General features: G+C 61.9%; 15 protein-coding genes. 7 read left to right on the plus strand and 8 right to left on the minus strand.

The annotated features are described in order from the left end of the window. Positions 1-13: 13 nt before the first annotated feature. Both JYU29_RS15570 and JYU29_RS15575 read left to right on the plus strand, forming a co-directional pair. The gene (locus tag JYU29_RS15570) at positions 14-196 is read left to right on the plus strand and encodes a DUF2256 domain-containing protein (protein WP_431192870.1); all 183 of its coding nucleotides are present in this window, start codon (positions 14-16) and stop codon (positions 194-196) included. Next, complete coding sequence (locus JYU29_RS15575; protein WP_213985764.1) at positions 193-1,623, plus strand: deoxyribodipyrimidine photo-lyase; 1,431 nt, start codon at positions 193-195, stop codon at positions 1,621-1,623. The genes JYU29_RS15570 and JYU29_RS15575 overlap by 4 nt, the downstream gene beginning before the upstream one ends. Here JYU29_RS15575 and dinB read toward each other — a convergent pair. After that, entirely contained in the window at positions 1,620-2,747 is a 1,128-nt protein-coding gene (gene dinB, locus JYU29_RS15580) for a DNA polymerase IV (protein WP_213985868.1), read from the minus strand. The genes JYU29_RS15575 and dinB overlap by 4 nt on opposite strands. 185 nt (positions 2,748-2,932) lie before the next feature. On the opposite strand from dinB, the gene JYU29_RS15585 reads away from it, so the two are divergent. After that, on the plus strand, positions 2,933-3,562 hold the full coding sequence (locus JYU29_RS15585) for a hypothetical protein (protein WP_213985765.1): 630 nt from the start codon (positions 2,933-2,935) through the stop codon (positions 3,560-3,562). Between the two features lie 23 nt (positions 3,563-3,585). Next, positions 3,586-4,362 carry a DUF72 domain-containing protein gene (locus JYU29_RS15590; RefSeq protein ID WP_213985766.1) on the plus strand — a complete coding sequence of 259 codons (777 nt, stop codon included), beginning with the start codon at positions 3,586-3,588 and terminating at the stop codon, positions 4,360-4,362. A 22-nt stretch (positions 4,363-4,384) separates the two neighbouring features. On the opposite strand, the gene JYU29_RS15595 is transcribed toward JYU29_RS15590, so the two are convergent. The 3 genes from JYU29_RS15595 to JYU29_RS15605 form a co-directional block, all read right to left on the minus strand. Further along, a complete protein-coding gene (locus JYU29_RS15595) occupies positions 4,385-7,567 on the minus strand; it encodes an efflux RND transporter permease subunit (RefSeq protein WP_213985767.1) in 3,183 nt (1,060 codons plus the stop codon). Positions 7,568-7,682: 115 nt separating this feature from the next. Next, positions 7,683-8,864 (minus strand): efflux RND transporter periplasmic adaptor subunit, encoded by a 1,182-nt coding sequence (locus JYU29_RS15600; RefSeq protein WP_213985768.1) that lies wholly within the window; start codon positions 8,862-8,864, stop codon positions 7,683-7,685. Positions 8,865-9,076: 212 nt separating this feature from the next. Then, entirely contained in the window at positions 9,077-9,877 is an 801-nt protein-coding gene (locus JYU29_RS15605) for an alpha/beta hydrolase fold domain-containing protein (protein WP_213985769.1), read from the minus strand. A gap of 128 nt (positions 9,878-10,005) precedes the next feature. On the opposite strand from JYU29_RS15605, the gene JYU29_RS15610 reads away from it, so the two are divergent. The 3 genes from JYU29_RS15610 to JYU29_RS15620 all read left to right on the plus strand — a co-directional run bounded on the left by JYU29_RS15610 (position 10,006) and on the right by JYU29_RS15620 (position 14,849). Further along, on the plus strand, positions 10,006-10,950 hold the full coding sequence (locus tag JYU29_RS15610; RefSeq protein ID WP_213985770.1) for a LysR family transcriptional regulator: 945 nt from the start codon (positions 10,006-10,008) through the stop codon (positions 10,948-10,950). Then, the gene (locus JYU29_RS15615) at positions 10,947-12,224 is read left to right on the plus strand and encodes a glycerate kinase type-2 family protein (RefSeq protein ID WP_250157510.1); all 1,278 of its coding nucleotides are present in this window, start codon (positions 10,947-10,949) and stop codon (positions 12,222-12,224) included. Before JYU29_RS15610 ends, JYU29_RS15615 begins: the two co-directional genes overlap by 4 nt. A 231-nt stretch (positions 12,225-12,455) precedes the next feature. After that, the gene (locus tag JYU29_RS15620; protein ID WP_213985771.1) at positions 12,456-14,849 is read left to right on the plus strand and encodes a bifunctional diguanylate cyclase/phosphodiesterase; all 2,394 of its coding nucleotides are present in this window, start codon (positions 12,456-12,458) and stop codon (positions 14,847-14,849) included. Between the two features lie 73 nt (positions 14,850-14,922). Here JYU29_RS15620 and JYU29_RS15625 read toward each other — a convergent pair whose 3' ends face one another. Genes JYU29_RS15625 through hglS form a run of 4 tightly spaced genes read right to left on the minus strand, consistent with a single transcriptional unit; the run spans position 14,923 to position 20,557 of the window. After that, entirely contained in the window at positions 14,923-16,158 is a 1,236-nt protein-coding gene (locus tag JYU29_RS15625) for a pyridoxal phosphate-dependent aminotransferase (RefSeq protein WP_213985772.1), read from the minus strand. Positions 16,159-16,171: 13 nt separating this feature from the next. After that, positions 16,172-17,704 (minus strand): L-piperidine-6-carboxylate dehydrogenase, encoded by a 1,533-nt coding sequence (gene amaB / locus JYU29_RS15630; protein ID WP_213985773.1) that lies wholly within the window; start codon positions 17,702-17,704, stop codon positions 16,172-16,174. Between the two features lie 27 nt (positions 17,705-17,731). After that, a complete protein-coding gene (locus JYU29_RS15635; protein WP_213985774.1) occupies positions 17,732-19,153 on the minus strand; it encodes an FAD-binding oxidoreductase in 1,422 nt (473 codons plus the stop codon). A gap of 9 nt (positions 19,154-19,162) precedes the next feature. Beyond that, on the minus strand, positions 19,163-20,557 hold the full coding sequence (gene hglS, locus JYU29_RS15640) for a 2-oxoadipate dioxygenase/decarboxylase HglS (protein ID WP_213985775.1): 1,395 nt from the start codon (positions 20,555-20,557) through the stop codon (positions 19,163-19,165). Positions 20,558-20,655: the final 98 nt, after the last annotated feature.

The raw sequence follows: 20,655 nt of genomic DNA on the forward strand, positions 1-20,655 counted from the left end.
TCCAATGCCCAAGATGCGCGCCAAAGCCGATCTGCCTGAAAAACCCTGCCAGCACTGCGGCCGACCGATGGTCTGGCGCAAGGCATGGGCGCGCAGCTGGAACGACGTTCTTTACTGCTCCGACCGCTGCCGCACCCAGGCGGCTCAAGCGCGCCGCACCGATCACGGCGCCGCCCCCATCAGGGATCACGCATGACCATCGATCCGCGCCGCATCCGCGTTCTGAAAGACGCACCGGACAACGCAAATGGCCGCTATGTCCTTTACCTGCTTCAGCAGGCGAACCGGGCCTACAACAATCCGGCGCTGGAACTCGCCATCGAAGAAGCCAATCATCGCGGTTTGCCGGTGGTGGCGTGCTTCGGCCTGCTTGAAGGCTCGAATGGCTTTCCCGAAGCCAATGCGCGCCATTACGCCTTTCTGCTGGACGGCTTGTGCGACGCCGCAAACGGGCTGGCCAAGCGCGATATCGGCTTTGTCATGCGCAAGTGCTCGCCCGCCGAAATCGCCATCGATCTGGCCGAAGACGCCGCGCTCCTTGTGCTCGACCGTGGCTATCTCGGCATTCAGAAGACCTGGTATGCGGAGATCTGCAAGGCGGTCGAAACGAAGATCGTCCAGGTCGAAGGCGATGTCGCCGTTCCGGTGGAGCTTGCCTCATCGCGCCATGAATTCGCCGCGCGCACCTTTCGCCCCAAGATTTCCCCGCACCTCGACGACTTTCTCAGCCCGCTCACCACGCGCAAGGTCAAACATCCCGCGCGAGATCTCGATCTGAAAACCGAGATCGACATTTCCGATCCCGAAGCCGTTCTTGCGTCCATGACGCTCGATCGCTCGGTTCCACCCGTCAAGCGCTTCAAGGGCGGCGAAACGGAAGCAAGGCGGCGGCTCAAAGCGTTTCTGGCAGGTCCGTTCGAGGATTACGGCGATACGCGTGGCAAGCCGGAAGCAGGCTCCGCCTCGCATATGAGCCCTTACCTGCACTTCGGTCAGATCTCGCCAGTCGAGATCGTGCTTGCCGCGCGCGAAGCCAAGGCCAGCAAGGAAGACAAGTCAGCCTTCGTGGAAGAAGTCGTGGTGCGGCGCGAGCTCGCGATGAACCATGTCTTCTACACTGAAAACTACGGCTCCTATGATGAGGCCGTACCTGAATGGGCGCGCGAAACTTTGGCCGATAAAGCCGGAGACAAGCGCCCGCACCACTACACCGATCGCCAGCTCGCCAATGGCGAAACTCATGATCATGGCTGGAACGTCGCCATGAAGGAGATGCGCGAAACGGGATACATGCACAATCACCTGCGCATGTATTGGGGCAAGAAGATCCTGGAATGGTCGAAAACCCCCAAGGAAGGCTTCGAGCGAACCTTGCGGCTGAACAACCGGTTCTTCCTGGACGGCCGCGATCCGAACTCCTTCACCAACGTCGCCTGGATCTACGGTCTGCATGACCGTCCCTGGGTAAAGCGTCCCGTTTTCGGCACGGTGCGCTACCAGAACGAGAACTCGCTGCGCAAATTCAACTTCAAGGCCTATGAGGAGGACGTCGAGCGTCTTTGTGCCGCCGAGAACGGCCAAGCGGCAGCGGAAGAGGAAGACGAAGAACCGTCCCTGCTCTAGAACAGCGCCAGCTGCTGTTGCGTTTTTTCCTCCTCGACGCCTTCCAGCGACGACAGGGTCACACCCAGCAGCCGGATGCCCTTCGTGACCGGAAACAAGGCGGCCAGCATCGAGCCCGCAAGATCCGTCAGGTCGTTCGCCCCCCCAACGCAATCAGGCAAGGTGCGGCTGCGGGTAATTTGCTGAAAGTCGGCATATTTCACCTTCAGCGTCACCGTTCGTCCGCGCAGCTGCTTGGTCTCGGAATGCCGCCAGACCTTGTCCGCCAAGGGCACGAGCTCCTGGCGCGCCAGCGCGAGATCGAAGATGTCGGCGGAAAACGTATCTTCCGCGCCGATCGATTTGCGCTGTCGGTCGGGCTGCACGGCACGCTCGTCGATCCCGCGCGCGATCCGATAATACCAGTTTCCCGCCTTGCCGAAATTCTGCTGCAGAAACGTCAGCGGCCGTTCGCGCAGATCCGCTCCCGTTTCGATGCCGAGCCGCTGCATCTTGGCAGCCGTGGCGGGACCGATGCCGTGGAACTTCTTGATCGGCAAGGACGCAACGAAGTCCGCGCCCGAGCGCGGCGTGATCACGGCCTGTCCATTGGGTTTGTTGAGGTCGCTGGCGATCTTTGCCAGGAACTTGCAGTAGGAAATGCCGGCCGAGGCGTTCAGCCCTGTTGCTTCCTTGATGCGGGCGCGGATCACCTTTGCGATCTCGGTCGCAACGGCGATGTTCTTCTTGTTCACGGTAACATCGAGATAGGCTTCGTCGAGCGACAGCGGTTCGATCAGATCCGTATGCTCGGCAAAGATCTCGTGGATCTGGTTGGACACGGAGCGATAGACTTCAAAACGCGGCTTCACGAACACCAGATCAGGACAAAGGCGCCTGGCCGTCACCGAAGGGAGTGCCGAGCGGACGCCGAACACGCGCGCTTCATAGCTGGCCGCAGCCACCACGCCCCGCGCTGCCGATCCACCCACCGCCACCGGCTTACCCCGCAACTCCGGATTGTCGCGCTGTTCCACGGAGGCATAAAACGCATCCATGTCGACATGAATGATCTTGCGAACAGGCGCTTCTTCCACACGTGTTTCGCCAACCGCTTCAACAGCCCGGATCGCTCGATTGTCCATCATCGAAATCGTTCGTGTTGTTCAAACTGCGCGAAAAAAACGGAACATTCTGTGAACATAGCAGAGGCCGGCGATGTTGCAAAGCCGAATGCACGTGCTCTTCTGCCATTGTGGGCATGGATAACTGCGGCAGGATTGGCCGCGCCCGGTTGGAACTCGGTGCCCCCGCATCATATTTAAACCTCATGGCAGCAAAACCGAAGACCACCGCACGGCTCACCCTGGTGCGCGAATGGCCCCTCACCCCGGCAGCGACCCTCGGCTCTTCCGTGCGCACCAAGGGGATCCTGCTCGAAGCGCGCGCCCGAATGCCGTTTGCAGCCAGAAAGTCCCTCGATGTCGAGACCGGCGCGCTGGTTCTGCGCATGGCGGAAGGCGAAGAAGCCGCTTTCGAGGCCATGGCTGCGATCATCTCCAAAACGCTCGACGGCATTGAAGCGCTGCCCGTGATCCCGCGTGAGGTGCAGGATATCCTGACCATCTCGCAGGCCGAGCGTCATCGGTGGCTGAAGGATGGTCGCTTGAAAAGCGCCGGCACGCGAACCGTGAAGCTGCGGGGACGTGCCAAGGCCGTGACCTTCCACGTTTTCGATCCGCGCGACATCGAAGACGTTCTGGATCGTGACCTGCCGTCCTTGTGGCGCGAGGAAGACAAGCAGGCCGCTGCCGAAAACCGCCGCCGCGCCGCCGGAAAAGCCGCCCGAACCCGCGCCGGCAAGAACGGCGAGCCTGAGCAGAAATCTCCGCGCGGCGAAAAAACGAACCTGCCCCTCAAAGGCTGGGACGCGTTCGAGCTCGACGGTCTGCTTCGCTGACCCCGGCTGCGAACACGCAAACCATGGCCCCATCCAGCGTGTCCACCAGCAAAGCCGAAAAGCGGCCACCCGCGCGCCTGCGGATCGGCACCGCCGGATGGTCCGTTCCCAAAGATATCTCCGACCAATTCCCCGCCGAAGGCACGCATCTCCAACGTTATGTGGCACGGTTCAATGCAGCAGAGATCAACTCGTCCTTCTACCGTCCTCACCGCCGAACCACCTACCAGCGATGGGCGGCCAGCGTGCCGGAGGATTTCCGTTTCTCGGTGAAACTGCCGAAAACGATCTCGCATGACCCATCGGCTGAGGATCAGGAAGCCCTGATCGCCCGCTTTGCAGACGAGGTGCAGGGCCTTGGAGAGAAGCTCGGCGTTCTGCTCGTCCAGTTCCCGCCAAAGCATGCGTTCAACAGCACGGCCGCCGACACGCTCTTCGGCAGGCTGAAAACCGCCTTGCCCTGTTTGATCGCCTGCGAACCGCGTCACGCCAGCTGGTTCACGCCAGCCGCGAACGATTGTCTGTTTCACCATCAAATTGCGCGCGTAGCCGCCGACCCGGCGCCGGTCGACGGGGCCGATCAACCCGGCGGCTGGCCAGGCCTGCGCTATTATCGCCTGCATGGATCGCCCGTCATCTATCGCTCATCCTATCCTACCAAGCGGCTGGCAGGTTTGCTCGAAACGCTTCTGGCTGAAACCAAGGCCGGCACTGAGGCCTGGTGCATCTTCGACAACACCGCCTCTTTTGCCGCCACGAGCAATGCGCTCACCCTCGCCGGTCTTGCCGAACAAGAATGAGCGCTGTTGCCGTGCGTGACCGTTACTCTGCCGGCACCAGCACGGGTTCCGGTTGCCCGGCATGCTGGCGCAGCGGCTTTGCGCCGCTCAGAAGGCGAGCCAGCATGTAGAACACCGGCGTCATGAAGATGCCGAAGAAGGTGACGCCGATCATGCCGGCAAACACCGCAACACCCATGGCCGAGCGCATCTCGGCACCGGGACCGGTTGAAACAACCAGCGGCACCACGCCCATGATAAAGGCCATGGAGGTCATCAGGATCGGGCGCAAACGCAAGCGACTGGCTTCAATCGCGGCTTCCAGCGGCTTCCGGCCTTCGAACTCGAGCTCGCGCGCAAACTCCACGATCAAAATGGCGTTCTTGGCCGACAATCCCACCAACACCATCAAGCCGATCTGCGTGAAGATGTTGTTGTCGCCCCCCGTCAGCCACACACCTGTCAGCGCCGCCAGCACGCCCATCGGCACGATCATGATGATCGCGATCGGCAGGGTCAGGCTTTCATATTGCGCGGCAAGCACGAGATAAACCAGCAGCAGTGCCAGCGGGAAAACGATCAGGCTCGAATTTCCGGCCAGGATCTGCTGATAGGTCAGATCCGTCCATTCATAGTCCACGCCCGACGGCAGTGTCTCGTTCAGGATCTTTTCCATCGCCGCCTGCGCCTGCCCGGAAGAAAAGCCCGGTGCCGGTGCGCCGTTGATGTCAGCCGAAAGAAAGCCGTTGTACCGCGTGGTGCGTTCCGGACCGGCCGTTTCATCCACCTTCAGCAAGGCCGAAAGTGGGATCATCTGGCCGGATTGCGACCGCACCTTCAGGTTGCCGATGTCATCGGCCTGCGCACGAAACGCGGCATCCGCCTGAACCCGGACGCTATAGGTGCGGCCAAAGGCGTTGAAGTCGTTCACATAAAGCGATCCCAGATAGATTTGCAGCGTTTCGAACACATCCGTCACCGATACACCGAGCTGCTCGGCCTTGGCACGATCGAGATCGGCGTAAAGCTGCGGCACGTTGATCTGGTAGCTCGAAAAGATGCCGGCCAGTTCCGGCGTCTGATAGGCCTTGCCGATCACCGCCTTGGTGGCTTCGTCGAGCGTCTGATAGCCGAAGCCTGAGCGATCCTCGATCTGCAGCTTGAAGCCACCTGTGGTGCCGAGGCCGTTGACCGGCGGCGGCGAGAAGATCGCGATGAACGCATCCTGGATGCCGGCAAACTTGCCGTTCAGCGCCATGGCGATCCCGTCACCCGAGAGTTCCGGCGTTCTGCGGTTCTCGAACTCGTCCAGCACGGCGAACACCACGCCGGCATTCGAGCCATTGGTGAAGCCGTTGATGTTGAGGCCGGGAAAAGCGATCGCGTGTTTGACGCCCGGCTGCTTGAGCGCGATGTCGCTCATCTGCTTGATGACGGCTTCGGTCCGATCGAGCGTCGCGCCGTCCGGCAGCTGGGCGAAGCCCACGAGATACTGCTTGTCCTGGCTCGGCACGAAGCCGCCCGGCACGGCGTTGAACATGCTGTAGGTCAAACCAACCAGCGCCACATAGATGATCATCACGAGGCTCTTGCGCGACAGCAATCCACCAACCGTGCGGCTGTAGCCATTCGACGCCGCACCGAACACCCGGTTGAAGCCACGGAAGAACCAGCCGAACGCGAAGTCCATCGCCCGCGTCAGACGATCCTTCGGGGCATGGTGATCCTTCAGAAGCAAGGCCGCGAGTGCCGGCGAAAGCGTCAGCGAATTGATCGCCGAGATCACCGTCGAGATCGCGATCGTCAGCGCGAACTGGCGATAAAACTGCCCCGACAGGCCGGAAATGAAGGCGAGCGGCACGAATACGGCAACCAGCACCAGCGCGATCGCGATGATCGGTCCCGACACTTCCTTCATCGCGCGATAGGTCGCCTCACGCGGCGCCAGCCCCATCTCTATGTTGCGCTCGACATTCTCGACCACCACGATCGCATCATCGACCACGATGCCGATCGCCAGCACGAGGCCGAACAAGGTCAGCGCGTTGATGGAGAAGCCGAACATATACATCACGGCAAACGTGCCGACGATCGACACCGGAACGGCCAGCAGCGGGATGATCGAGGCGCGCCAGGTCTGCAGGAAGACGATCACCACGAGCACGACGAGGGCGATGGCTTCGAGCAGGGTATCGACGACCTTCTCGATCGAGGCACGCACAAACTCGGTGGTGTCGTAGACGATCTCGTATTTCACGCCTTCCGGCATCGCCTTTTGCAACTCGTCCATGGTCGCGCGAACATTGTCGGCAATCTCGATCGAGTTCGAACCCGGCGCCTGCAGAACCGGGATCGCGACCGCCGGCTTGCCGTCGAGCAGCGAGCGCAGCGTGTAATCGGCGGCACCCAGCTCAATGCGCGCGACATCGCGCAGCCGCGTGATCGCGCCATCCTCGCTCGTCTTGACGATGATGTTGCCGAACTCTTCGGGCGTTTGCAGGCGGCCTTGCGCATTGACGTTCAGCTGCAGGCCCACCTCCGGCAAGCTCGGCGACGCGCCGATGATGCCTGCCGCAGCCTGGACGTTCTGGCCGCGGATCGCATTGGTGATGTCGCTGGCCGCCAGCGAATGTTCCGCCGCCTTTTGTGGATCGATCCAGATGCGCATCGAATAATCGCCGGCGCCGAAAATCTGCACCTGTCCGACGCCTTCGATGCGCGCCAGACGATCCTTCACGTTCAACGTCGCGTAGTTGCGGAGATAGGTCAGGTCATAGCGATCGCCGGTGGAAACGAGGTTCACCACCATGATGAAGTCGGGCGAGCTTTTCACCGTGGTGACGCCCAGCGCCCGCACTTCACCGGGGAGCCTCGGCTCCGCCTGCGACACCCGGTTCTGCACCAGCTGCTGCGCCTTGTCCGGGTCGGTGCCGAGCTTGAAGGTGACGGTCAGCGTCAGCACGCCGTCTGACGTCGCCTGGCTGGACATGTAAAGCATGTCCTCGACGCCGTTGATCTGCTCTTCGAGCGGAGTCGCCACCGTTTGCGCGATCACGGTCGGGTTGGCACCCGGATAGGTCGCGCGCACCACAACGGAGGGCGGCACCACTTCGGGATATTCCGAAATGGGAAGCGCGCGCATGCCAAGCAGGCCGGCCACAACGATCAGAACCGACAACACGGCGGCAAACACCGGTCGATCAACAAAAAACCGGGAAATGTTCATCGTGAACCTACCACTCAAAGGTCGAACAGACATGCCGGTCCGTCGCCCGCAGTTCGGTGACTGCGCGCGAATCGGTCCAAGCTGAAAAGGAAACTGAGATCGGCGGCGGCGGCCGTTACTTGGCCGCCACCTGGCCTTCCGCTTCGGGCGCAACAACCGCACCGGGGCGAATATGCTGAAGCCCGCTCACCACGATCCGGTCACCGGAATGAAGCCCGTTTTCGACGATGCGCATGCCATCGACCGTCGTGCCCAGCTCCACCGGTCGATAATCAACCGTGTTGCCCTCGCCGACGGCAAAAACGAATTTCCGATCCTGATCCGTGCCGATCGCGCGCTCGCTGATCATCAGCCGGTCCTCGGCCTTAGGCTGGCCCATTCGCACCCGCACGAACTGACCGGCGATCAAACGACCATCGGAATTGCCGAACTCGGCGCGAACCCGGATCGTCCCACTGGCCGCGTTCACCTGATTGTCCACGAACTGCAGCTTGCCGCGCACCGGCCGGGCATCCTTGGCCAAAGTGGTGACCTCAACGGGGATCTGGTCGATCGCCGTCACGCCGTTGGTGACTGGCAGCTTCGACAGAACGCTGGCCGCAAAGGCTTCGCTGACATCGAAGCTTGCATAGATCGGGTCGATCGACACGATCGTCGTCAGCGACGTGGATGCCGAGCCGCCCGCAACCAGATTGCCAGCCGAAACATCGATCTTGCCCGCCCGTCCGGAAATCGGCGCGCGGATCTGCGTATAATCGAGATCGAGCTGCGCCACCTTCAAACCGGCCTGTGCCGACTGAACGGCTGCGGCCGCGTCGCGCTGCGTGCTGAGGCGCTGGGCGAGATCGCTCTTGGAGATCGTCGTTTTAGCTGCAAGCGTGCGGCCGCGTTCCAACTCGGTGTTGGCGAGCTCAAGCTTGGCTTCAGCCGAGGCAACAAGGCCCTGCGCTTGCGCAACGGCTGCCTCGTAGGGTTCCGGGTCGATCGTGAACAGCAGATCACCCGCCTTCACCAGCCCGCCTTCGAGGAAGTGAACGGACTGGATTTCGCCAGCCACACGCGGCCGCAGCTGAACGCGATCAACCGCTTCAAGACGGCCGGAAAACTCCTGCCAGGTGATCACGCTGTGTGCTTCCACCGTCGCAACCTTCACGGGCACGGCGGGTGCCGCAGCAACAGCCGCCGGCGCCGCAACGGCGCTTTTCGGCATATCGAGGTAGAAAGAAGCGCCTGCAATCAGCGCAGCAGCGCTCATTCCGGTGCCCCACAGGGCCCAGTTCTTGATCTTGGATGACATCTCAAATCTCCTGGGCAACGCCAATTGCCCGCTTTTTCAATCCGCCGAAACGACGCCTATGCTGAAAGAAAGAATGGCCCTTAGGTCCCGCCTACGCCCTGCAAAGAAATGCAGCGCGTACGTATTCTCTGAACCTGGTATCCATCGAAATACATTGACCGGAAAATACTGTGACGCTTGAAAATGGATGATGCTTAAAGGGACTTAGGTATTTAAACTGCTCGACTTGCGTTTTTCATGAACTGCGCAATTTCAGCCTGAAACGAAGGCACCCATCGGCCGGTCCCTTGCTTGTAAATACTAGTCCAGCCGCAATCGATCGCAAACACATGCTGGGTGACCGCGACCTGACAGGTCTTCAGTCGTGCTGCATAATCCAGCACCTCGTCATGCAGCGGATCGTCCTGCGACGTGATGATCAGGGCCGGTGCCACATTGAACAAACGCGAACACAGGCATGGCGCGGCATAGGGATGCTGAAGAAAGGACCCGATGTAATGGCTCCAGCCATCCGACCACGCTTCGCGCATGCCCAAGCTGTCGGCCGCACGAAACGATGGCGTCGCCATCTGCGGATCGACCATGGGCGAAAACAGCATCTGCCCCTTCAACTCGCCGGGAAGCAGGTCCCGCGCCTTCAAGGCGACACCCGCCGCGACATTGCCGCCGGCCTCGTCGCCGGCAACGAAAAGCGGCGACTTCACGCTGGCGCCGAACTCCTTGCGCCGACCGGCAATATCGGTCAGCGCCTGAAACGCGCATTCCATCGCCTGCGGAAAAACATTGTGCGAGATGGTCCCGTAATCCGCCTCGAGAACCACCGCGCCCATTTCCGCCATGGCGCAGGCAATCGGCCGCTCGGCTTCGCCCCGGTCCCTGTCGAGAAAAGCCCGGCCACGCAGGTAAAGCACCACCGGCGGCACCTTGCTGCTCGTCGCTCCATCATAAAGCCGCACGGGCACAGGCGATGCGATCGCCTTGCTCGTGGGATTTTTGCTGGTTTGCGCCGACATGATTGTTCCATAGCCGTTGGGCTGAATGGGTTGCTTGTTGTGAGTTCAATATTATTATCTCAGGCCATAGGCACAAGCCGCCTTGTTTTGGCTTCACTATTCGAATTTCTTGGATAATCGAGGGAAGCATGGACCAGCTATCAGCAATGCGGGTGTTTGTGCGGGTGGTTGAGACCGGCAATTTCACGCGCGCCGCCGCCGCTTTGGACATGCCGAAGACCACCGTCACCAACATGGTCCAAGGCCTTGAAGCACATCTGCATACGACGCTTCTCAACCGCACCACGCGCCGCGTGATGGTGACCACAGACGGCGCCTTGTATTACGAGCGCGCGTTGCAGATCCTGGCAGAGATCGACGAACTCGACGGGTCGATGTCGCATTCCCAGGCGCGGCCATCTGGACGCCTACGCGTCGAAATGGCCGGTGCCTTTGCCGATCTCGTGGTGATCCCCAACCTCTGCGACTTCTACACCAGCTATCCGCAGATCCAGCTCGATATCGGCGTGGGCGACCGGCTGGTGGACTACATCGCGGAGAATGTCGATTGTGCGATACGCGGCGGCACGCCGACCGACCAATCGCTGGTTGCGCGCAAGGTAGGCGAGTTGACAATCCGCACCTATGCGTCGCCGATCTATCTGGAGCGACACGGCACCCCGCAGCATCCCAACGACCTCATCGAAGGCCATCTCGCCGTCGGCTATCTCAACGCCACCTCCGGCAAGGTGTTCGCCATGGATTTCTGCCGCGGCGACGAGAACATCGAAATCCCACCGCGTTATGCGGTTTCCGTCAACGACGCGCGCTCTTATGCAAACGCTATCCTTGCCGGCATCGGCATCGGCCAGACGGCGAGCTTCATGGTGAAAGACGCCGTTGCACGCGGAGAGCTGGTGGAAATCCTGCCGGAATGGGATTGCGAGGTCCTGCCTATCTACATTGTTTATCCGCAGACCCGACACCTCAGCAACAAGGTGCGCGTGTTCGTGGATTGGGTGGCGAAGCGTTTGCAGGCGCTGAAGGATCCTGAACGCCAAACGCGCAGGCCACAGCTGGAAGCCGCGGAATGACCTCGACCATGTGGAACGACCAGACGGTCCGCGCCCTGCTGCGGGACATGTTCGATGCCGCGATCGCCAGCGCCGATCCTCGCAGGACGGTTGCCAGCAATCTGCCTGCAAAGCCGAACGGTCGCTGTGTGGTGATCGGCGCAGGCAAAGCGTCGGCCGCCATGGCCGCCGCCGTTGATGAAGCCTGGCCGGACGTCGATCTCTCCGGTGTGATCGTCACCCGCTACGGACATGCCGTGCCGGCTGGCCGCATCCGCATCCTCGAAGCCGCCCATCCGGTTCCCGACGAAATGAGCCTCCAAGCCGGGCGGGCTTTGGAAGACGCCGTTCAGGGGCTCACCGAAAACGACCTCGTGCTTGCGCTGTTTTCCGGCGGCGGATCCTCGCTCCTCGTTTCCCCGGCGGGCGCCATGTCGCTCGCCGACAAGCAGGCGGTTAACAAGGCCCTGCTCCACAGTGGCGCGACCATTCGCGAAATGAACGCTGTGCGAAAGCACCTGTCGCGCGTCAAGGGCGGCCGCCTCGCATTGGCTGCGCAACCGGCAAAGGTCGTGACGCTGGTGATCTCCGATGTGCCCGGCGACGATCCCTCCGATATCGCCTCCGGTCCGACCGTTCCCGATCTTTCCACGCTCGAGACCGTGCGCGAAATCGTGGCGCGCCGCCAGATCGACCTGCCCCAAAGCGCGCGAGACGTTCTCGCACAGAATGGCGAAACACCGAAGCCCGGCGAGGTCGCAAGCGATGTTCGTATCATCGCCGCACCCGCGCTTGCCCTCGATGCCGCAGCGGCGGTCGCGCGCGCAGCAGGCGTGCAAACACTGATCCTGGGCGATGCGCTGGAAGGCGAAGCGCGGGAAATGGGCACCGTGCTGGCCGGCATCGCGCGTTCAACAAAGGAGAAAGGCCAGCCCGTCAGCGGTCCGGCCGTCATCCTGTCCGGTGGCGAAGCAACCGTCACCATCGGCTCCCGTTCTCCTGGCAGAGGCGGGCGCAACACAGAATTTCTGCTCGGGCTTGCGGTCGCGCTCGACGGTCGACCCGGCATCTGGGCGATCGCCGGCGACACGGACGGTATCGACGGCACCGAAGATGCCGCCGGCGCCATTATCGGCCCCGATACGCTTGCCCGCGCAGCAAAAGCCGGCCTCGATCCAAAAGCCTGTCTCGCCGCGCATGACAGCTACAGCTTGTTCCACCACCTGGGTGATCTCGTCAAAACCGGCCCGACGCTCACAAACGTCAACGATTTCCGCGCCATCATCGTTGTGTGATCGCGCCCGGTGGGTGCCGGCGCTGGAAAACTTGCTTGGCCATCATCGCGCCGTTAATGCACGGCACGGAGCGCTTGCCGCTTACCAGCAAACAGGTCCAAACCCTGTTCGTCTGGTCAGGCGCGCTACACTTGTCTGCGACACGCAAACAAGCAGACCATTAAAATTCCTGGTTTCTCCGGAACCTGAACTTAATCTCATTGCGCGAGGATCGACCCGGCAGGAGGCCTGATGCAGACCGTCATTTCATGTATTCAGCAGGCTCATAACGGTTACGCGCTCCTGATCGCCGCACTGGTCTGCACGATCGGCGTTTACGGTTCCTTCTCGGTCGCCAATCATGCCGCTCGCTCCGAGGGCAATCGGCGCGCCATCCTCGCCTTGGTCGCCATCGTTTCGGCCGGCTGCACCGCCTGGTCCACCCATATGATCGCGCTGCTGGCGTTCCAGCCGGGCATGCAAGCGGGCTTCGAGCTGATCGTCACCACCGTGTCGCTGATGGCCGCCATTCTCGGCATCGGCGCAGGCATGCTCGTGGCCATCGGCCAGCACAAGCGAAGGCGGCGTCTCGCCGGTGGGCTCGTTCTGGGCGTCGGCATCGTCGCGCTGCATTATCTCGGCCAGTCCGCCTATGTCGTGCGCGGTTATGTTTCCTATGATCACAACCTGGTCACGGCCTCCATCATCGGCAGTCTGCCGATCTTCGCCGTTTCGCTGATGATCTCGGGCGAGCGCAGCAAGCGCGTCCGGCTTCTTGGCGCGCCGCTGCTTCTGCTGGCAATCGCCGTTCTGCACCTGACCGGCATGGCGGCTCTCAGCTTCACCTTCGATCCATCGGTGAACTTCCCGCCGCTCACCGCCCATGCCGATGTTCTGGCGCCGATCGTGGCTGCCGTCAGCCTCTGCATCCTTGGCGTTGCCCTGGTCGGACTGCGCTTGAGCCTGCACGCTCAGGCCACTCTGCGGCGCGAACGGCAGCGCCTCGGCGAACTGGCCAACCTCGCTCTGGAAGGCCTTGCGATCTGCGACGGCGACACGATCGTTTCCGCCAACGAAACGCTTCTGCGCTTGAGCGGCTATCCGCAGAAAAGCCTCGCCGGTTCCAGCCTGCGGACCCTTGTTCCGGCTCTTGATCTGTCGCACTCGCCCGAGGGCGAAGAGGTCGACGCCACGCTTGTCACGATCAACGGCGATTTCGTGCCCGTCCTCACCATCCGCCGGGAAGTCGGTCTCGGCGCACGAAAGCAGACGGTGCTGGCATTCCGCGATCAGCGCGAAAGATTGCGCAGCGAAAGCCAGATCCGCACCCTGGCCTTTACCGATCACCTCACCGGCCTGGCGAACCGAACCCGCTTCCTTGATCTGCTTGCGGTGTGCATCCAGGAAGAAGCCTCCGGAAGCACCAAGGATTTCGCGATCCTGCTGCTCGATCTCGATGGCTTCAAGAGCGTTAACGACTCGCTCGGTCATCACGGCGGCGACGTCGTTCTCAAGGTCGTTGCCGATCGCCTGATCGAAGCGGTCGAGCCCAGCATGACCGTCGCGCGGTTGGGCGGCGATGAATTTGCCATTCTGGTTCGTGACGACATCGATGCGGCGGGCGCTGAAAGCCTCGGTTTGAAGCTGATCAGGGCGGTGGAAGAACCCATCCCCGTTGGCGAGCAGGTTGTTTATCTATCAGCCAGCGTCGGCGCCAAGCGCTCCCAGCATCGCGGATCGAGCTCGATCCAGATCCTCGAAAATGCCGACCTCGCGCTCTACGATGCCAAAGCCAGGGGCAAGGGCCGCGTCCGCCTGTTTTCCGCTGAACTCCGATCCGCGGCCGATGAACGGGGCCGGCTGAGCAATGCGATGCGCACGGCCTGGGAAGAAGGCTATTTCGAGCTTTATTATCAGCCACAGGTCCGTTTGAGCGACCAGTCGCTCGTGGGTGCGGAAGCTCTGATCCGCTATAATGATCCGCAAGCCGGCGTCGTATCGCCCGCCGCTTTCCTTCCCATCCTGGAAACAAGCGCACTGGCCGTTCCCGTTGGCGACTGGATCCTGCAGACCGCCAGCCGGCAGGCTGCGGCCTGGCGCGGTGCCGGGCTGTGCGACTTCGGCATGGGCGTGAACCTCTTCCCGGCACAGCTTCGCTCTGCCGATTTCGTTTCACGCGTGCGTCGTGTCTTGGCAGAAACCGGCCTGCCGGCGCATGCGCTCGAACTGGAAATCACCGAAAACATCGTGTTGCAGAACGAGGTCCTGACGCTCGAGCATCTCGCTCAGTTGCGCAAGCTGGGCGTCGGCGTCGCCTTCGACGACTTCGGCACCGGCTTCGCTTCCTTGACCATGCTCAAGCGCATCGAGATCGACCGTCTGAAGATCGACCAATCCTTCGTGCGCAATGTCGAGCACGATCCCAAGGATCAGGCCATCGTCGAAGCCATCGCAAGCATCGCGGAAGGCTGCGGCCTCAATGTCATTGCGGAAGGCATCGAAACGGAAGCACAGGCGCGCTTCATGCAGGCCTCTGCTGTGGAAGGACAGGGATATCTCTTCGGAGCCCCGATGCCGGCCGCCGAGTTCGAGCAGCACTTCATCAAGAACCGGCACGCCCAACTGCCGACGTTTGCGGCAGCCTAGCTGTCCGGCGCAGTCGTGTTTGGGGAAGTCGAGAGTAAGCCTCGCTGTTCATCATCGACAGCGAGGTTTTTTGTCAGGCGCTCAGCGCCTCGCAGGCCCGCGCAATCCGCGACAAGGCTTCGGTGAGTTCCGCTTCCGACGTCGCATAGGAAATCCGGAAAAACGGCGACAAGCCGAAGGCCGAGCCCGGCACCACCGCCACATGCGCATTCGTCAGCAGATAGTTGCAGAAGTCGGAGTCAGTCTCGATGATCCGTTCATCCGCCGTCTTGCGGCCAAGCAAACCGGCACAGCTGGCAAAGGTGTAGAACGCACCTTCCGGCACCCGGCAAGTGATACCCTCGATCGCGTTCAACCCGGCCACAACCAGATCGCGCCGCCGCTGGAAGCTGGCCTTGCGCTCGGCCAAGAAGGACTGGTCACCGTTCAAAGCGGCCACCGAGGCAGCCTGGCTCACCGATGACGGGCACGACGTCGCCTGGCTCTGCACCACCGACATCGCCTTGATCAGCGCCTTCGGTCCGCCGGCATAGCCGATGCGCCAGCCGGTCATGGCATAAGCCTTGGACACGCCGTTGACCGTCAGCGTCCGCTCCTTCAAGCGCGGCTCGATCGCGGCCGGCGTCACAAAGCGGAAGTCGTCATAGGTGATGTGCTCATACATGTCATCGACGAGCAGCATGACCTGCGGATGGCGCAGAAGAACGTCCAGCAACGGGCGATAATCGGCCTCGCTGTAAGCCGCACCCGACGGGTTCGATGGCGAGTTGAGGAGTACCCACTTGGTTTTCGGCGTGATCGCCTGTTCCAGCTGTTCGGCCGTCAGGCGGAACCCTGCTTCGGCCGTACAGGTGACGAGCACCGGCACACCTTCGGCGATCTGCACGATATCGGAATACGAGGTCCAATACGGCGTCGGGATCACCACCTCATCGCCCGCGTTGAGCGACGCCATCATGGCGTTGAACAGGATCTGCTTGGCGCCGGTTGCGACCGTAATCTCGTCCAGCGCGTAATCGACGTTGTTTTCGCGCGAAAACTTGGCCTGGATCGCCTGCTTGAGCGCAGGCGTGCCGTCGAGCGCGGTGTATTTGGTGTCGCCAGCCTGGATCGCGTCGATCGCGCCCTGCTTGACGAAGTCCGGCGTGTCGAAGTCGGGCTCGCCGGCCCCCAGGATGATGATTGGCTTGCCTTCGCGCTTCAGGCCAAGCGCGCGCGCACCGATCCGCACGATTTCGGACACGTCGATGCGGGCGATACGCGAGGCCGGCGCAAAGCCGACCTCTTCAGCGGAAATGGGAGCGTTCATCGAAGCAGCCCGCTTACTCGATATCGAAGGAAACGCCCTGCGCAAGCGGCAGAGCCTTCGAATAGTTCACGGTGTTGGTGGCGCGGCGCATATAGGCCTTCCAGGCATCCGAACCGCTTTCGCGACCACCGCCGGTTTCCTTCTCACCGCCGAACGCGCCGCCGATTTCCGCACCGGACGTGCCGATATTGACGTTGGCGATGCCGCAATCGGAGCCATCCGCACTCAGGAAGCGCTCGGCTTCCTGCAGGTTCAGCGTGAAGATCGAGGACGACAAACCGGCGCCGACATCGTTGTGCATCCGCAACGCTTCGTCGAAGTCGGTGTACTTCACGACGTAAAGGATCGGCGCAAAGGTTTCTTCGAGCATCGGACCGTCATGATCCGGCATCTCGATCAAGGCCGGCTTGACGTAATAGGCGTCAGCAGCACCCATATCCACACGAGCACCACCGGTCACCTGGCCGCCGATCGCCTTTGACGCTTCGATCGCCTTCTGCATGCCGTCAAATGCGGCCTTGTCGATCAACGGACCAACAAGTGCGCTGGTTTCGAGCGGGCTGCCGACCGACACGCTTTCATACGCCTTCTTCAAGCGCGGAACGAGGTTGTCATAGACATCAGCGTGAACGAACAAGCGGCGCAACGTGGTGCAGCGCTGGCCGGCCGTGCCCATGGCACCGAAGGCGATGGCGCGCAGCGCCATGTCGAGATCGGCCGAAGGGCAAACGATGCCGGCATTGTTGCCGCCGAGTTCGAGGATCGAGCGGGCGAAGCGCTTCGCCAGACGCGGACCGACTTCGCGGCCCATGCGGGTCGAACCGGTCGCCGAAACGAGTGCCACCTTCGGATGATCAACCAGCACTTCGCCGATGGTGCGGTCGCCAACCAGAACCTGGCTGAGATCGGCCGGTGCATCGCCGAAACGCTTGATGGCGCGGTCGAAGATCGCCTGGCAGGCGAGTGCCGTCAGCGGCGTCTTTTCGGATGGCTTCCAGACAACCGTGTTGCCGGCAACGATCGCAAGTGCGGTATTCCACGACCACACCGCCACCGGGAAGTTGAAGGCCGAGATCACGCCGACCACGCCGAGCGGATGCCACGTTTCCATCATGCGATGGCCGGGACGCTCGGTTGCGATCGTCAAACCGTAGAGCTGGCGCGAAAGGCCGACAGCGAAGTCGCAGATGTCGATCATTTCCTGGACCTCGCCGAGGCCTTCAGAAGTGATCTTGCCGGCTTCGATCGAAACCAGACGACCGAGATCGGCCTTGGATGCGCGCAGTTCCTCGCCCAGCAGACGGATCAGCTCGCCGCGCTTGGGCGCCGGCACCAGACGCCAGTCGCGAAAGGCGGTGGCAGCGCGTTCGATGATCGCGCCGGCGTCGTCTGCGCTATGCACGGGCAGATCCGCGATCTTCTCGCCGGTCACGGGCGTGAAGGAGGCCATCGTGCCACCCGTGACGGCCGTCTCAGCAACGCCAAGCTTGGCGAGCAGCGCCTTGGTTTCGGCTGCAACGCTCTTGTTCGTCGATTGCGTGTCCATGAAAAACTCCTGCGTCGTGATGGATGATCAGGCCGATCCGAAGCGGACCGTGCCCAGTTTCGCGGGTGAGGTCAGCGCTTTCAGCCCATTGGCCAGCTCGCGCCGCGTCTCATCCGTGTAGTGGTCGTAGAAACTCTGGTTCTTGCGGCCGATGCCGTGTTCGGCCGAATAACTGCCGCCGAACTCTTCCACCGCAGCGCCGTAAACGAAGGCGCGCAGCTCCGTCTCGATCTCGGGACCGGTCGGCGCATCCGGGGCAAGAACGAGATTGAAGTGAACGCCGCCATCACCGACATGGCCGAAGTCGCAAACGGTGATGCCGGGATAGCGCGCAGGCAGAACCTGCTTCATGTGATCGCAAAAGCGGATCACGTCCTGGCGGCGAAAGCTCAGATCGAACGCCGCCAGCCGGCCGCTGGCCCTCACCCCTTCGGACAAGGCATGGCGCAGTGTCCAGATCTCGGCGGCGGGACCAACAAAAGCATCCGCCAAAGGTGCGTCGGCACTTTCCCACACTTCGGCCAGCACATTTTCCAGAACCTGGTCGAGCGTTTCCTCGCCCTCGCGCCATTCCCAATCGCGGCTGACTTCCGTCAGGATCGTGTAATCGGGCACCGCGCCATTGGCGAACGGGTTGCGCAAGGACGGCACATGCCCGAGGGCTGCCTTGATCGCATTGCCGGACATGCCCTCGAAGGCGCTGAGATAAGAACCGAGCCGTCGTTCCATGGCAGCCAGCAGCGGCATCACGGCCGCACCATCGCGCGGCACGAGAAGTGCGGTTGCGACCTGAAGCGGCAAGGGCTCCAGGTTCAGCTCGCATTCCGTGATGATGCCGAACGCACCGACCGTCCCGATGAAGATGTGCTTCCAGTCCACTCCGGTGTTGTTCTTGCGCAGGCCCGACATGAGGTCGAGCACCGTTCCATGCTCGTCGGCCAGTACGACCTTGATCCCCAGCACATTGCGCCGAACATCGCCGAACTTGAGAAAGCGCGACCCGCCGGTGTTGGTGGACAACATGCCGCCAAGCCGGGGATCGGCCCCAAGGTCGATCGGGAACTGCAATCCGTGATCGGCAAGCCGCGTATTGACCTCCGACAGCCGAAAGCCCGCATCAACGCGAAGCGAGCGGTTTTCGATATCGAGCTCGAACTGTCTGGCAAGCCTATCGAGGCTGATCACCACCTGCTCGCCGGAAGCATCCGGTGTCGAGCCCGAAACGACGCCCGTATTGCCGGACTGCGGGATGATGGCGATCCCGTTGCGCACACAATAGGCCACGGCCTTCGACACCTGCTCGGTATCACGCGGCCGCACAACGAGCGCTGCTCGACCCCGATCATAGCGCGCACCGGCTTCGTAGCCGGCAAGATCGCCGGCTTCGGTCAGAATGTTGTCCGGACCGATCAGATCGGCCAGTGCGGTATGGTGGGTGGCAGCAATCATGCGTCCGGCTTATTCCGCCGCCTGCAACTTGCCAAGGGCTGCCAGGCAGCTGTTGATCGAAGCCTGCTCGATTGCCGCGTAATGATCGAACTCGTTCAACACGGATGCACCGAGATCGGCTTCGAAGCGCATTTGGTTCGGGCTTGCCTGAAATTCCTGCGCCGCATCGTCCCCCAGATTGGACTGGAAGATGCCGGCAGCACTCACCGGCAGGAAGTCTTCATAAGTGATCGGATCGAACCGCACCAAACCATCGGCAACCAGCGCCTCGATGCTCTGATCGGCCTGGGGTGCCGCCTTTTCACCGGCTTGCGTCAGCGAATAGGTGAAATATCCGAGCCCCGCCGCGCGGATGCCGGCCCAGTCATCGGGGAACTGCTTGAAGGTCTCGCCCAGAGCCGAAACATAGGCGTCCGCATTCGAGCCATCGGCGGCAGGACGCACCTTGCCGCGCGTTTCGGTCAGAAGCTGGTCGTAAAGCGCCCTGCCCTTCGGCGTCAGGGCAATGCCGCGCTGTTCGATCTCACCGAACCGCGCCGTATGCGAACCGGATTTCCACGACCCGTTTTCGGCGCGAAACGACACCGGCTCTTCCAGCGCCTTGAACGAGGTCTGCCGCAACAGGATCGGGCAGGCGCGCGTCGGCGGACCTTCCACGATCGCCTTGGGGGAGATTTCGCGCGACGGCATCAGATCCTGCACCGCATCGATATCCAGCGTACGCGGTGTCAGATGGTTGATATGCGGGCCCTTGAACGACACCACATCGGCGATCAAGCGATGCGCGTCATGCAGGCGGTGATACATATCAGGCGAAACACTGGCCTGATCATGCCAGCGGAAAGTTTCCAGAACTTCAGCCACGAAACGATCGGCATCCGCTTTGTCGAGCCCGCCGTTCTTTTCCGCCTTTTCCACCAGCGCAATCGCTTCGTCCGTGAAGATCTGGCGCTTGTTCAGAACGACCTCGGCCTCGGCGCGCAACGCTTCGTCGGCGATCAGATCGAGCCGCAGCAGCGAGGTGAACACGCGAAACGGATTGATCGACAGCGCGTCCTCGCCTACCGGACGAAACGCCGTGGAATGAACCGGCACGCCGGCTTCCGACAGATCGTAATAGCCGACGGGGAACATGCCCATGACAGCAAACACACGGCGCATCATCGCAAGCTCCGCCGGCGTGCCCAGCCGGATCGCGCCGTGGCGCTCTTCGGAGATGCGGTCGAGCGAGTTTGTCGCGTCCAGACTGTCGCGCAAGGCCGGATCACCCGCGAGCACCTTCGCGTTCACGTCCGCCACCAGTTCCATCAACGTGCCATAGGCCGGAACTTCCGTGCGATACATCGCCGACATCGCGGCGGAAAAGGCAGCGCGGATCTCGCTGGCTTCAACGTGTTGGCGCATCTGGCTTCCTCATCCAACAAGACTGTGGTTGATACAGAATGCGAAGACTAACAGGCGATCACCCGCCCCGCTCACGATGAATTCAACTGACTTGATGC

Source organism: Tianweitania aestuarii (genome assembly GCF_018457165.1).
GTDB lineage: Bacteria > Pseudomonadota > Alphaproteobacteria > Rhizobiales > Rhizobiaceae > Tianweitania > Tianweitania aestuarii.

What these genes read in the sequence shown, in the direction of transcription:
- JYU29_RS15570 (WP_431192870.1), top strand. Translation starts at nt 14, where the DNA reads ATGCGCGCCAAAGCCGATCTGCCTGAAAAACCCTGCCAGCACTGCGGC.
- JYU29_RS15575 (WP_213985764.1), top strand. Translation starts at nt 193, where the DNA reads ATGACCATCGATCCGCGCCGCATCCGCGTTCTGAAAGACGCACCGGAC.
- dinB (WP_213985868.1), bottom strand. Translation starts at nt 2,747, where the DNA reads ATGGACAATCGAGCGATCCGGGCTGTTGAAGCGGTTGGCGAAACACGT.
- JYU29_RS15585 (WP_213985765.1), top strand. Translation starts at nt 2,933, where the DNA reads ATGGCAGCAAAACCGAAGACCACCGCACGGCTCACCCTGGTGCGCGAA.
- JYU29_RS15590 (WP_213985766.1), top strand. Translation starts at nt 3,586, where the DNA reads ATGGCCCCATCCAGCGTGTCCACCAGCAAAGCCGAAAAGCGGCCACCC.
- JYU29_RS15595 (WP_213985767.1), bottom strand. Translation starts at nt 7,567, where the DNA reads ATGAACATTTCCCGGTTTTTTGTTGATCGACCGGTGTTTGCCGCCGTG.
- JYU29_RS15600 (WP_213985768.1), bottom strand. Translation starts at nt 8,864, where the DNA reads ATGTCATCCAAGATCAAGAACTGGGCCCTGTGGGGCACCGGAATGAGC.
- JYU29_RS15605 (WP_213985769.1), bottom strand. Translation starts at nt 9,877, where the DNA reads ATGTCGGCGCAAACCAGCAAAAATCCCACGAGCAAGGCGATCGCATCG.
- JYU29_RS15610 (WP_213985770.1), top strand. Translation starts at nt 10,006, where the DNA reads ATGGACCAGCTATCAGCAATGCGGGTGTTTGTGCGGGTGGTTGAGACC.
- JYU29_RS15615 (WP_250157510.1), top strand. Translation starts at nt 10,947, where the DNA reads ATGACCTCGACCATGTGGAACGACCAGACGGTCCGCGCCCTGCTGCGG.
- JYU29_RS15620 (WP_213985771.1), top strand. Translation starts at nt 12,456, where the DNA reads ATGCAGACCGTCATTTCATGTATTCAGCAGGCTCATAACGGTTACGCG.
- JYU29_RS15625 (WP_213985772.1), bottom strand. Translation starts at nt 16,158, where the DNA reads ATGAACGCTCCCATTTCCGCTGAAGAGGTCGGCTTTGCGCCGGCCTCG.
- amaB (WP_213985773.1), bottom strand. Translation starts at nt 17,704, where the DNA reads ATGGACACGCAATCGACGAACAAGAGCGTTGCAGCCGAAACCAAGGCG.
- JYU29_RS15635 (WP_213985774.1), bottom strand. Translation starts at nt 19,153, where the DNA reads ATGATTGCTGCCACCCACCATACCGCACTGGCCGATCTGATCGGTCCG.
- hglS (WP_213985775.1), bottom strand. Translation starts at nt 20,557, where the DNA reads ATGCGCCAACACGTTGAAGCCAGCGAGATCCGCGCTGCCTTTTCCGCC.